The sequence below is a fragment of the Hyalangium versicolor genome, from assembly GCF_020103695.1.
Classification (GTDB): Bacteria; Myxococcota; Myxococcia; order Myxococcales; family Myxococcaceae; genus Hyalangium; species Hyalangium versicolor.
In genome coordinates this window covers 729,148-741,390 of sequence record NZ_JAHXBF010000003.1, presented here as the reverse complement: position 1 = coordinate 741,390, position 12,243 = coordinate 729,148, and the positions used below count along the sequence as shown (strand labels likewise).

At 65.2% G+C, this 12,243-nt stretch carries 9 protein-coding genes and 3 pseudogenes; 5 read left to right on the top strand and 7 right to left on the bottom strand.

Going from position 1 to position 12,243, the window contains the following annotated elements:
- The 6 genes and pseudogenes from KY501_RS09370 to KY501_RS09350 form a co-directional block, all read right to left on the bottom strand.
- A pseudogene (locus tag KY501_RS09370) lies at positions 1-293 on the bottom strand (ISAzo13 family transposase); the annotation flags it as partial.
- Positions 294-924: 631 nt separating this feature from the next.
- A pseudogene (locus KY501_RS09365) lies at positions 925-1,374 on the bottom strand (transposase); the annotation flags it as partial.
- Positions 1,313-1,726 (bottom strand): annotated as a pseudogene (locus KY501_RS54240) (ISKra4-like element ISMfu2 family transposase); the annotation flags it as partial. The pseudogenes KY501_RS09365 and KY501_RS54240, both read right to left, overlap by 62 nt.
- Before the next feature lie 387 nt (positions 1,727-2,113).
- A complete protein-coding gene (locus tag KY501_RS09360) occupies positions 2,114-2,587 on the bottom strand; it encodes an SMI1/KNR4 family protein (RefSeq protein ID WP_224362324.1) in 474 nt (157 codons plus the stop codon).
- Between the two features lie 121 nt (positions 2,588-2,708).
- Positions 2,709-3,218, bottom strand: coding sequence for a hypothetical protein (locus KY501_RS09355; RefSeq protein ID WP_224362323.1), 510 nt, complete (start codon positions 3,216-3,218; stop codon positions 2,709-2,711).
- 440 nt (positions 3,219-3,658) lie between these two features.
- Positions 3,659-5,629 carry an ABC-F family ATP-binding cassette domain-containing protein gene (locus tag KY501_RS09350; protein ID WP_224362322.1) on the bottom strand — a complete coding sequence of 657 codons (1,971 nt, stop codon included), beginning with the start codon at positions 5,627-5,629 and terminating at the stop codon, positions 3,659-3,661.
- 126 nt (positions 5,630-5,755) lie between these two features.
- Here KY501_RS09350 and KY501_RS09345 point away from each other — a divergent pair, with 126 nt between their 5' ends.
- The 5 genes from KY501_RS09345 (at position 5,756) to KY501_RS09325 (ending at position 11,278) form a co-directional block, all read left to right on the top strand.
- Positions 5,756-7,489, top strand: a complete 1,734-nt coding sequence (locus tag KY501_RS09345; RefSeq protein WP_224362321.1) for a serine/threonine protein kinase — start codon at positions 5,756-5,758, stop codon at positions 7,487-7,489.
- A gap of 169 nt (positions 7,490-7,658) precedes the next feature.
- Positions 7,659-8,726, top strand: a complete 1,068-nt coding sequence (locus KY501_RS09340; protein ID WP_224362320.1) for a putative zinc-binding metallopeptidase — start codon at positions 7,659-7,661, stop codon at positions 8,724-8,726.
- A 77-nt stretch (positions 8,727-8,803) separates the two neighbouring features.
- Positions 8,804-9,889, top strand: a complete 1,086-nt coding sequence (locus tag KY501_RS09335; RefSeq protein ID WP_224362319.1) for a D-alanine--D-alanine ligase family protein — start codon at positions 8,804-8,806, stop codon at positions 9,887-9,889.
- A gap of 95 nt (positions 9,890-9,984) precedes the next feature.
- Entirely contained in the window at positions 9,985-10,476 is a 492-nt protein-coding gene (gene msrC / locus KY501_RS09330) for a free L-methionine (R)-S-oxide reductase MsrC (RefSeq protein WP_224362318.1), read from the top strand.
- 235 nt (positions 10,477-10,711) lie between these two features.
- Complete coding sequence (locus KY501_RS09325; RefSeq protein ID WP_224362317.1) at positions 10,712-11,278, top strand: TMEM165/GDT1 family protein; 567 nt, start codon at positions 10,712-10,714, stop codon at positions 11,276-11,278.
- On the opposite strand, the gene KY501_RS09320 is transcribed toward KY501_RS09325, so the two are convergent.
- Positions 11,279-12,184, bottom strand: a complete 906-nt coding sequence (locus KY501_RS09320; RefSeq protein ID WP_224362316.1) for a pseudouridine-5'-phosphate glycosidase — start codon at positions 12,182-12,184, stop codon at positions 11,279-11,281.
- Between the last annotated feature and the right edge of the window lie 59 nt (positions 12,185-12,243).

The window sequence follows — 12,243 nt, the reverse complement described above, 5'->3', positions numbered from 1 at the left end:
GGTGAAACAAGACGGCGCAGATCCGCCGTGAGACTCCTATCCTCCTTCGTGAGAGGCTTCCGGCCACCGCCGGGATGGCGCTGCCGGTCGGGTGATAACTTGAGTCCCTTTTCTATTTCGCGAATTCCCTTGCGGATGGTCGGCAGCGAAACCCCTGTCGCACGCGAGACGCACGTCGCTCCGCCTCGACCGAGTGCCCGCGCCTCGGCAGCCGCCCACCTCCGCCGGACAGACTCTGTAAGTCCGCTCTCAAGCGCTTGGTACTTCGCCGCGATGACTTCCTCCAGGTCCATGCCTACATTGATGGGCACGATCTCGGGCACCCGCAAACTGAAACTTTATTCCTGCGCGGCCCCAAAACATTCCTCTTTATCGGATTCGGTTCGGGACTCGATGACCCGAATTTTGGCTCACTCCTCAACTGGCGTGCAAACGTGTTCGCAAATTCGCCGAACAGGCATTACCAACTCGTACTGCATGGAGAGAGTATAACCCCTAAACCGGGACTGAGCCTGCTGTATTACGGCACCAAGTACGAAGACCTTGAGGCGTTTGTGAAAGGCCTGATTCAGCCTTCGATTCCATCTGCGGCACTGCAGGAATCTCGGAAGTGACTATCGCGCCTCACCAACCTTCGGTGGTGAATTTGACTGGCCACTTCCCACCTTTCGCCGCATCAACTAACTATCAGGCGAAAGAGGCGGGGCTACCTGCTTGAGTATCTTTTGAAGGGGATCCCAAACATACTCCTCGGTAGGGATCAGCTTAATGTTCGTGACCCCGTGGCGCTTCACGAACTCGGCGAAGCGCTCGGAGACGACGATGCTCCCCTGCCCCCCGCGAGGACGAAAGACGCCTCCACCTTGCCAGGTACCCGACTCCAGGGTGAAGCCATGGATGGAGTCCAGCCCCTGAGGTATCCCCTCATATGAGACCGAAGACTCCGCAGAACACGGGCTGCTCCATGACGAGTTGAGCGAAGCGCTCGATGAGCGGACGCAGCCTGTGCTCGGGCATGTTGGGGATGGCGTCGTAGTACATGCAGCCCTGGCGAAACAGTGAGTAGGTGCGGCGCTTGACAGTGTTGGCTTTGAGCTGACTCTCCATGCCCAGGCTCTCTCCGGCAGCACCCAACAGAGTCAGCAGAGCACAGGCCAAGGCACTCAGAAGCAGCAACCTGTCCCTGCGGTCTGGCTCGGCAATGCTCATCGAGGACAGGCCCATGCCGAACCTCAGGTCCTTGGTGTCCCGGAAGCTCTCTTCGATGGTGAACCTGCGACTGTAGAGGGACACCACCTGGGCGGCTGACGAGTCGTGGAGGCTGGTGGCCAAGCGCCAACGCTGCTTCCACCTGCGCCCTCTGGCGCCCGTACAGCGCCCCCACCGCGTGCCCCACCCGCTCGAAGCTGCTGCGGCTGTAGGGCAGACGCCCCAATGCCTGGGCCGTGCTCTCGGCCTCCCGCGAAGTGCCACACGCCATCAGGTGCGCCATCGCCTGCGCCGTCTCCGGCAGCCACCCGTCCTCCACCGCTCCGGTCCTCAAACTCACCACGTCCACCGTCGGCCCGTTGCGTAACCCCACCTCCCGGTACAGGCTGCGCTCCACCTCTACCGGCCCTTGCCTCGTTTTGTACCGGGCCTCGTACCGCCCGACTCGCCTGTGGACTTTGCCGTTGATGAGGATTTCAGGCGCGTCGACGTCGAGCTCTCGAAGCAACTTCCGCTTCATCTCTCGCTCGCTCTCCTCCACCCCTGCATTCACTGACTGCCAGGCCGCATCCCACGCCCCCAGGTTTCCCACCTTCGCTCCCTCCACTCCCTTCTGCGCTCGCTGCAGCGTCTGCTCCAACTGCCTGGCGACTTCCTCGAATCCCTCGGGCACTTCAATGGTGACCTTCGGCATGGCTCTGCCTCCTCAAGTCACACTACCCACCAGATTCTCTGGACTTTGTCCAACGCTCCGGATCAGATCCACACCCGATAGAACCACCGCCTGCTCGCCTGCTCGCAACATGAGGGGATCCTTCAGATCTTGGGTATCAGGTGAAACGCATTGTGTAGGGCTGAGCTTGCTGGTGTCGCGGCCCACCTCGGGCCGGTAAAGCCACTCGCGTTACCCTTCTATCCAGTAGAGATTGCGCCGGGTACGCAAGATACCTTCGAGAAACGCGGAGAAGGAACTCGCAACCGGCCCGCAGTACTTCGGATTCGGCCATGCCTCATGGTAGCCGTCTACGAGAGCATACCGCCCATTCTCCTGCCTGCTCACGTCTAGCAAGACGTAGTTGCCATCTTGAACATCGCAGATCGCGTAAACCGACGCTGGGCCCCACTTGTCATCATCCTCGCCGTAGATGGCCACCCTCGCCCGCTTGATCTTCGACAAGGGAAGGATCTGGTAAGGGCAGTCCGGCAGCCGCTCGACCAGCTCCGCCCCGTTGCAGTGCAGATAGAAAGCGCGCAGGTCTAGATCCAGCTTCCATCCCACGCTCTGCTCGAACTGCGCGATCTCCTCTGGTGTAGCGGGAGGGTACGGAAAGTGATCGCGTGATACCTCTTCAAGCAAGCTGCTCAGGGGTGCGGCCATTCAGTAGTCCAGGTAAGGAAGGTCAGGGCCTACGGTATTCCAGGGGGGCGCGCCAGCGTAACAAGCGGGATACGCCTTATTGAAAAGGTCGTGAGTGGCGGAAGGCGCGGGAATAAGGTTCTCAGCGTCCGTAGGGTCGCCGCCGTGCAGAAGATCCCGGATGTGGTGTCCTGGCCACGACTTCCCATCCTCGATTGGCCAGTTTCCAAATCTCTTGCTCCAGTCTTCGCGGAACTTTTTCCGGGCGTTCTCCCAAATCCTGCGCTGCGCGTCGTTTTCTTTCTTCGTCAACTCGGGGTAGGAGCAGCAGCAATGGAAGAAGGCGCGGCGCCCCCCCCGCCTGGGCGCCTGCCCCTTGCCAATCGAGCTTGAGATCCGCCAGCCAAATGCAGCCCATGCGCTTGTAACCCTCGGCGGCGCACTGTGCGGTGCAGTGATCCATGAACTTCTGATTGCACTGCCAGGGGCCATAGAAAAAAGTTGGTTTGAAGCTACCGACCGCTGCGCTGATCACCGGTCCTTCCAGCTTCCGCGCTGGCTGGGCTCCTGGGGAGGGCGATGGAACTGATCCGTTGGCCGCACCGCACCCGGTAGACAGCACGAGGATCGCCACAGTGGCACGCAAACTCATGGGACTCTCCACGTCTGGTCCTCCCGCAGGCAGGCTGGAGGACTTGCATGCTCAGGGTATGTGAGGTCCCTGACCGTGCAGTGGTTTTGAAGGGGATCCCAAACGTACTCCTCGGTGGGATCAGCTTCATGTTCGTGAACCCGTGGCGCTTCACGAACTCGGCGAAACGCTCGGAGACGACGATGCTTCCCTGGCCCCCCGAGGACGGAAGACATCCTCGCCTTGCCAAGTACCCCACCACTTCAACAGGGTGAAAGCCAAACAGCCCGCTCAGCCCTTCCACTCGAAAATTCTCGGCCATGCGCTCTGAGATGAGCAGCTCATAACCGGGTCCATCCACAAAGTCGCCAAAGGCCGCGCCGTGCAGTTCCAACTCGACACGGTACGGTAGCCATTGGGAAACCTCCCAAGCAGATCCGAACGGTAGAGCATCGAAGAACTCAGCCCAGCGATGCCGAGGCCGCGGCCAGCTTCTCCTGCGCGGCCTCCCACTCCAGATACAGCGACTCCAGTTCTTCCTTACCGGCCCGATGCGTGTCCATCAGCGGCTTGGCCCGCGCGAAATCGTTGTAGAGCGCCGGATCCGCCAGCTGCGCCTCGCGCTCCTTCTGCTCGGCCTCCAGCATGGAGATCCGCTCCTCGATTCGGGCGATCTCCTTCTTGATCGGACCCTCCACCACACTGCGGCGCTGACGGGCCTCGGCCTCCAACCGCTTGCGATCCTTCTCCGTCATCGGGCCGGCGGCGACCTTGTCGTTGCCCTTGCCGCCCTTCTCCGCCTCGGCTGCCTCCGCCGCCAGGCGCAGCTGCTCCTGGTGGTACAGGTACTCGTCCAGGTTGCCCGGGTGCGGAACCACCTTGCCGTCCACCACATCCCACACCTGGTTGGCCAGCCGGTTCACGAACGCGCGGTTGTGCGACACGAACAGCAGCGTCCCTCCGTACCCGGCGAGCGCCTCGATGAGCATCTCCGTCGAGTCCAGGTCCAGGTGGTTGGTGGGCTCGTCCATCAGCAGCAGGTTCGAAGGCTTCAGCAACAGCTTCGCCAGCGCCACACGGGCCCGCTCACCTCCAGACAGCACGCCAATGGGCTTGTCCACGTCATCGCCCGAAAACAGGAACGCGCCCAGCACTCCGCGCACGTAGCTCTGCGGCTTGTCCGCCGCCAGCGGCTGCACCTCCTCCAGAATGGTGTTGCGCTTGTCCAGCGTGTCCGCGTGGTGCTGCGCGTAGTACCCCATCACCACGTTGTGCCCGAGCTTCACCTCCCCGGAGTCCGGAGCCAGCTCGCCCGCCAGGATCTTCAGCAGCGTCGTCTTGCCCGCACCGTTGGCGCCGATCACCGCGATGCGCTGGCCTCGCTCCACCCGCGCATCCAGCCCCGAGTACACCACGTGGTTGCCGTACGCCTTGCGGATCCCCTCAAACGTCGCCACGTCCCGCCCCGAGCGCTCCACCTCCGGAAACCGGAAGCGCATCGTGTCGCGCTCCTCCAGCAGGTGCACCTCCTCCAGCCGCTCCAGCATCTTCGCGCGGCTCTGCGCCTGCCGGGCCTTGGTCGCCTTCGCACCGAACCGGTCAATGAAGGACTGCAATTCCGCACGGCGGGCCTCCACCTTCGCGGCGCGGGCCTTCAGTTGCTCCATCTCCTCAGCGCGCAGGCGCTTGTATGCGTCGTAGTTGCCCACGTACGAGCGCAGCCCCTCGATCTCCAGCGACAACACCCGGCCTATCTGCCGGTTCAGGAAGTCCCGATCGTGCGAGATCAGGATCAGCGCCTTGTTGGACCGCTTCAGGAACCCGTCGAACCACGTGAGCGTAGGCACGTCCAGGTGGTTGGTGGGCTCGTCGAGCAGCAGCAGATCCGGATCCTGAAGCAACAGGCCCGCCAGCGCGGCACGCATCCGCCAGCCACCGGACAGCGCCCCCGTGGGCTTGGCCAGATCCGCCTCCCGGAAGCCCAGCCCCTTGAGGATCCGCTCCGCGTGGTGGCGGCCGTAGTGCTCCTCGAAGTGATCCAGCTCCGCGTGCAGGTCCGCCAGCTCCTGGGACAACTCCAACTGCGTCTCCTCGTCCGGAGCCTGGGCGAGCGCCTCCTCGGTGCTCTTCAGCCGAGCCTCCAGCGCGTCACGGCCCGGCACGGTGCTCATCACCGCCTCCACCACCGTACCCGAGGGCAGGCCCGCCAGTTCCTGAGGCAGATAGCCCACACGGGCCCCTCGGGCGAAGGACACCGTCCCCGAGTCCGCCTGCTGGACCCCGGCGATGATCTTCATCAGCGAGCTCTTGCCGGTACCGTTGGCTCCCACCAGACCCACACGGTCGCGGGGGCCCAACGTGAAGCTGGCGTCTTCGAAGAGGACCTTCTTCCCGTAGGCGAGGCAGATATCCTGGGCGATGAGGAGGCTCATGACGGCTGGGGGGTGTAACAGCCCGAAGCCCCTTCGGGAACGGCCTGGTTGCCTGCTCGCTCACGGAGGACCCCGGAGATCCCCATTGTTGGGCCCTACGCCGGGGTTGCCTATACTCCGCGTCCAATGGCTTCCCCCTGCCCTCACTGCGGTAGCACCGACGGTCCCGACCACCTCTGCGCAGGCGCCAGCCTGGCGCTGCTGGGACAAGTGCTCGACGGCCGGTACAAGATCGAGAGCGTGCTCGGCCAGGGAGGCATGGGCATGGTCTTCCGGGCGACGCAGACCTCCGTTCAGCGTCCGGTGGCCGTCAAGACGCTGAACCCGGCCCTGGCCGCCGCCCCCACCTTCTTCGAGCGCTTCCGCCGAGAAGCCGAGGTCGCCAGCCGCCTGCGCCACCCGAACGTCATCACCATCTATGACTTCGGCCGCGCCCCGGACAACACCTGCTACTACGTCATGGAGCTCCTGGAGGGTGAGAGCCTCAAGGAACTCGTCAAGCGCGACGGGCCCATGTCCCTGGGACGCGCGGTGAACATCCTCGAGCAGGCCGGGCGCGGGCTGGCCCACGCGCACGAGCAGAACGCGGTTCACCGCGACCTCAAGCCGCACAACATCATGGTGCAGCAGCTGGACGGGAAGGACTTCGTCAAGGTGCTGGACTTCGGCCTCGTGAAGGCGCTGGAGCAGGACGAGGAGGATCAGCTCACCTCCACCGGCCAGGTGCTCGGCACCCCCCAGTACATGCCGCCCGAGCAGGCCGGCGGCGAGCTGGTGGATCAGCGCTCCGATCTGTACTCGCTCACGGGCGTGCTCTTCTTCTGCCTCACGGGCACCTCGCCCTTCGGCGCCAACACCGTACGCAAGGCGCTCACCGCCGCGCTCACTCAGACGGTGCCGCCGGTGAACAGCAAGCGCCAGGGCGCGCCGGTCCCCTCCACCATCGACGCCTTCATGCAGAAGGGTCTGGCGCGCGAGAAGGAGGACCGCTTCCAGTCCACCGAGGAGTTCATCGAGGCGATGCTGGACGCCGTGGCCGATCTGACACCCGAGCAGTTGGACGCGCGGCCCTCCGGTGGAGCCACCGGCCGTGAGGGAGGCGGCAGTGGCAGCAGGCAGAGCTTCTCCGGAGCACGCAAGGCCGCCGGCAGCGCCAGCAACGCTCGGCCCTCCCGGCCTTCCGCCGCGTCTCCAGGCCGAAGCTCCGCGCCCTCCAACGTCGTCGTTGCCAGGGGCACCGCGGGCAGCGCCCCCTCCACCAGCAGAGCCCGGCCTCCTGGGAGTGCCCCCTCGCAACGCGCTCCCGCCGCTCCACCCTCGCCTCCTCCCGCCCCGCCTGCGCCCGAGGGGATGTCCCTCGGCAAGAAGCTGGCGCTGATCGGAATCCCTGTCGTGCTGGTCGCCGCAGGCGTCGGCGTGGTGGCCATGCGAGGCGGCGGAACCCAGGCTCCGGCCACTCCGCCACCCCAGGTGGTCACCACCACCCACAACGAGACGCCGAAGCCACCTCCGGTGAAGCCGCCTCCGGTCGAGCAGACGCAGCCCCCCGAACCCACCGTCAGCACCGTGGTCGAGCTGAACATCACCTCGACGCCTTCGGGTGCCACCATCCTCAACGAAGACGGCGAACAGATCGGCTCTACCCCCACGAGCCTCAAGCTCCCTCGAGCCAAGAAGCACAAGCTCACCTTCCGGCTCTCGGGCTACCAGGACGCGGAGCGCCCCCTCGATCTCAGCGCGGTATCCAGCGACTCCATGCCCGTGGACGTGACGCTGTCAGCCGTGGCTCGCCCGCAGTCCTCGGGCAAGAAGCCGCCCAAACAGGGCGGCGGCGGCTCGGACATCTCCGTCTTCGAGTAGGCCTCAGACCGACATCGGAACGCTCGCCCGCCCGGCCTGGAGACGGCCCTTCAAGGGGTCGTTTGAGGCCACAATTCCCTGTAATTCCGGGCATTTGCATGTAGTGGGAAGCGAGCCAATTTACCCCGAAAGCCTCGCCATTAGACTCCGAGGCCCTTCCGGGGACCCGATGCTTTCGACCTCCCAGATCACCTTTCGCGAGAAGACGCTGGCCGACCCTCACGAGGCGGCGGACTCACCGCGCCGTCCGGAGCGCGAGTCGCTGCTCCAGGCCCGCATCAAGGATCTCAGGCTCCACCTCAAGGGCACGGCCCTGGAGCGCTTCATCCAGCAGCTCTATTCGGAGCTGGAGGCCAAGGGCATCTCCTTCAAGCCCGAGTGCTACCTGTCCGACCAGTGGGGCTGCCCGTCCGGTGTGCCGGTCATCGGCCTGCCGTTCTACCTGGCGGACCCTCGGCTGCACTCCATCGAGGCGGAGCTGAGCGGCGACGCGGAGACGGAGCGCGAGATCCTCATGTACCTGCGCCACGAGGCCGGGCACGCGTTCAACTACGCCTACCGGCTCTACGACACGGACGAGTGGCGGAAGGTCTTCGGGGACTACTCCAAGCCCTACAACGAGAACTACAAGCCGCACCCGTTCAGCCGGAAGTACGTGGTGCACATCTCCGGCTGGTACGCGCAGAAGCACCCGGATGAGGACTTCGCGGAGACGTTCGCCGTGTGGCTGACGCCGGGGCTGGACTGGGGCAAGCGCTACGCGGGCTGGGCCGCGCTCAAGAAGCTCCAGTACGTGGACGAGGTCATCAAGCGCGTGGGCCGTACCCCGGCGCTGGTGCAACTGGCCGAGCGGGATCTCGACGTGGAGGACATGGAGGAGACGGTCCTCGACCATTACCGCCAGCGACAGCTCGAGGAGCGCGTGGAGCTGTCACTGCGCGAGCACCTCGATCAGGACCTGCTGGGCCTGTTCGAACCGCCGGACACCGCGCCGGCCAGCGCGGAGACGCTCATCCGCGCCGAGCGCCAGTCGCTCATCCAGGCCGTGACGCAGTACAGCGGCGTGGGCCGGCCCGTGGTGGTGGCGTTGGTGGACCACCTGCTCGAGCGCGCCATGACGCTGCGGCTGGCCATCCACCTGGACAAGACGCGCGAGTACCTCACCAAGCTCACCTCGCTGGTGACGGCGCTGGCGATGAACTACCTCTACACGGACCGCTTCTTCGAGGTGGACTGAGCCCGCGGTCAAAAAATCCAGGAGCGCCCGGGCGCCTGGGTGCACTGGCCGCGCCGAAGACTTACACTTGAGGGGCCATGCCGGTACCGCCCCTGAAGATCGCCATCCTGCATTACCAGCCGGACGGAGAGCCGGTGGATCCCGTCGTCACCCAGGTGGGCGAGACCCTGAGGCAACTGGGGCACACCGCCTCCACCATCGCGGTGAGTGACCGGGTGTTCGACATCCTCCAGGAGATCGAACGCTCGCAGTGCGACCTGGTGTTCAACCTCTGCGAGACGTTCGCGGAGGACTACCGGATGGAGGTGAACGTCGCGGCGCTGATGGAGATGGCACGGGTGAAGTTCACCGGCTCGGGGACAGCAGGGCTGCTGCTGGCGCAGGACAAGATCCTCACCAAGCAGTTGCTCGAGTACCACGAGATTCCCACCGCGGACTTCGCCACCTTCGATGGCGTCACGGTGGAGACCCACGGAGATCTCGAGTTCCCGCTCATCGTGAAGCCCTCGCGGAGCGACGCTTCCATCGGCATCGGGAAGAAGTCGCTGGTGAAGACGTGGGAGGAGCTGACACGGCGCGTTCAAGAGATCCGCAAGGAACTGCAGGACGAAGCGCTCGCGGAGGAGTTCATCGAGGGTCGCGAGGTGTACGTGGGCGTGATTGGCCCCAAGGAGATGCCGGAGATCCTCCCCGTGGTGGAGCTGGACTTCGGCAACTGGGACAAGAACAAGCCGACGATCTCCGATCGGGAGGTGAAGTTCGGTCCGGAGACGGAGGGCTCGCCCAAGCTCGTCATCGCGAAGAACCTCTCGCCGGATCTGCGCCAGCGCATCGAACGGGCTGCCCTGCTGGCCTACCGGGCGCTCAAACTGCAGGACTACGCGCGCATCGACTTGCGAATCTCGAATGAGGGGAACCCGTACGTCCTCGAGGTGAACCCGAACCCGTACCTGGAGGACAAGAGCGAGCTGGCGCTGGGGGCTCGAGAGAAGGGCATGTCCTTCACGCAGTTGGTGGGACGCATCCTGGAGTCCGCCGCGAAGCGCTATGGGCTGCTGACGAAGCCGGAGAAGGCAGAGAAGGCTCCCGCGGCGGCCAAGGCCGAGCCGGACGCCGCGAAGTCCGAACCTCCGGTGGCTCCCGCGGCCAACGTCGCGAGCTGAGCTTTTTTCGCACCATTCGGGTGAAACCCGGTCGCCCTCTGGGCACCTATGGGTTTTCAGGTAAAAGAGGCGCCCCAGCCTCTCGAGGACTCCACATGGCCGAAGTCACACTGGATCTGCGCGGCAAGCCCAAGGCGGAAGCCTACGCGGAGCTGAAGCAACACACCGAGGCGATACTGGAGGGCATCGACGACGAGATCACCGCCATGTCCACCATGAGCTGCCTGCTGCACCACGCCTTCGGGCACCTGTGGACAGGCTTCTATCGCGTGGTGCAGCCGGGAAAGCTGCTGCGGGTGGGGCCGTACCAGGGGACGCTGGGGTGCCTGGAGATCACCTTCGGCAAGGGCGTCTGCGGCGCTGCGGCCGCCACGCGCGAGACGGTGGTGGTGCCGGACGTGCACGCATTCCCCGGGCACATCACCTGCGATGGACGCTCGCAGTCGGAGATCGTCGTGCCGGTGTTCGGGCCCAACCGCGAATTGCTGGCGGTGCTGGACATCGACTCGGAGCACAAGGCCACGTTCGACGAGGTGGACCGGCGTGCGCTCGAGGAGCTGATGGGCTGGTTCTCCCGGAAGCGCTAGCCCTTCTGCCTGTTGCAGTCCCCCAATGGGGCTGGTATTGACGGCTCCAGTAAGGGGAGTAGTTCACGTCGGAAACAATCGACGTCGGGGCGCTCGACACACTGGCTGGTGACAGCCCGGGCCCTCACCTCGCGGCGCGAGGCGAACGAGACCTTCGGACAGGGAAACCTGGCCGAGGCTCGTGCGCGCGCAGCAGGCTCCCACGACACCTTGGCCGCAGACAGGGAGTGTCGTGATGGAAGCAATCGTGAGTTCGTTCCTCCTCGTGGCCGCCAGTGAGATGGGCGACAAGACGCAGTTGCTCGCGTTCTCGCTCGTCACCCGGTTCCGCAAACCGTGGGCGGTGATGGCTGGCATCCTCGTGGCCACGCTGGCCAACCATGCGCTGGCCTCGAGCGTGGGGACCTGGGTATCCACGCACGTGCCGCACCGGGTGATGGCGGCCATCCTCGCGGTCACCTTCATCGGATTCGGGCTGTGGACGCTGAAGCCTGACACGCTCGAGGAGTCCGAGAAGCCGCCGCGCTTCGGGGCGTTCCTGACGACGGTGGTCCTCTTCTTCCTGGCGGAGATGGGAGACAAGACGCAGCTGGCCACGGTGGCCATGGCGGCGCGCTACCAGAACGTGGTGCAGGTGACGGCGGGGACGACGTTGGGGATGCTCTTCTCGGACGGGCTGGCGGTGTTCCTCGGGGAGAAGCTGGCCAGCCGGGTGCAGATGAAGTGGCTGCGGTGGATCGCCGCCGCGCTCTTCTTCGTGTTCGGCGCGGTGTCCTTGTGGGCCGCGATCCGGGGAACCTGATCAGCCGCGAGCCAGGGCCACGGCCAGCTCACCAGCAAAGCGCGCGTTGTTGGTGAGCAGTGCCAGGTTGGCCTTGAGGCTCTTGCCGCCCGTGCGCTTCGCCATGTCCGAGAGCAGGAAGGGCGTCACAGCCTTGCCTCGAATCCCCTGACGCTCGGCCTCGGCCAACGCGGAGGCGATGTGCAGTTCCACATCGCCCCGAGGAAGGGCCACGTCCTCGGGCGGAGGCAGCGCGAAGACAAGCCCCCCCTGCCCCAATTCCAGCCGGGCACGGACGACGCGAGCAGCCGTGGCGGCGTCCTCGACCCGGTGCTCCAGCGGCAGGCCTGAGCTGCGGCTGTAGAAGGACGGCAGCTCGTTGGTGCCTACGCCCAGCACAGGCACACCTGCCGTCTCCAGGGCCTCCATCGTCTTGGGCAGATCCAGCACGGACTTGGCTCCGGCACAGACCACGGCGACCGGGTAACGAGCCAGCGCACCGATGTCCTGGGAGATGTCCCAGTGCTCGCTGACACCCCGATGGATACCGCCCAGGCCACCCGTGGCGAAGACGCGAATCCCCGCGGCTGCGGCGAGCTCGCAGGTGGCGCTCACGGTTGTACCTCCCGAGGCCTTCATGGCCACCGCCACGGCCAGGTCGCGCGAGCCGAGCTTCATCAGGCGCTCCTTGCCCTCCGCGAGCCGGCGCATGGCAACCTCCTCGAGGCCAATCCATATCTCGCCATCCACCACGGCGATGGGAGCGGGCACGGCGCCTGCGCGGCGGACGGACTCCTCACAGGCCCTGGCTGCGTTGAGGTTGTCCGGATACGGCAGGCCCTGGGCCACCACGCTCGTCTCTAGCGCCACCAGCGGCGCCTTCGTGTCCAGTGCGCGCCTCACCTCATCGGAGTAACGGAAGCTCATTGGGGGGCATCTACGCTGTGGGAGTGTCGGGGGACAAGCTCCATGGCGTGGGAAGCGTC

Coding starts and splice junctions, on each gene's coding strand:
- KY501_RS09360 (WP_224362324.1), bottom strand. CDS start 2,587: ATGGCCGCACCCCTGAGCAGCTTGCTTGAAGAGGTATCACGCGATCAC.
- KY501_RS09355 (WP_224362323.1), bottom strand. CDS start 3,218: ATGAGTTTGCGTGCCACTGTGGCGATCCTCGTGCTGTCTACCGGGTGC.
- KY501_RS09350 (WP_224362322.1), bottom strand. CDS start 5,629: ATGAGCCTCCTCATCGCCCAGGATATCTGCCTCGCCTACGGGAAGAAG.
- KY501_RS09345 (WP_224362321.1), top strand. CDS start 5,756: ATGGCTTCCCCCTGCCCTCACTGCGGTAGCACCGACGGTCCCGACCAC.
- KY501_RS09340 (WP_224362320.1), top strand. CDS start 7,659: ATGCTTTCGACCTCCCAGATCACCTTTCGCGAGAAGACGCTGGCCGAC.
- KY501_RS09335 (WP_224362319.1), top strand. CDS start 8,804: ATGCCGGTACCGCCCCTGAAGATCGCCATCCTGCATTACCAGCCGGAC.
- msrC (WP_224362318.1), top strand. CDS start 9,985: ATGGCCGAAGTCACACTGGATCTGCGCGGCAAGCCCAAGGCGGAAGCC.
- KY501_RS09325 (WP_224362317.1), top strand. CDS start 10,712: ATGGAAGCAATCGTGAGTTCGTTCCTCCTCGTGGCCGCCAGTGAGATG.
- KY501_RS09320 (WP_224362316.1), bottom strand. CDS start 12,184: ATGAGCTTCCGTTACTCCGATGAGGTGAGGCGCGCACTGGACACGAAG.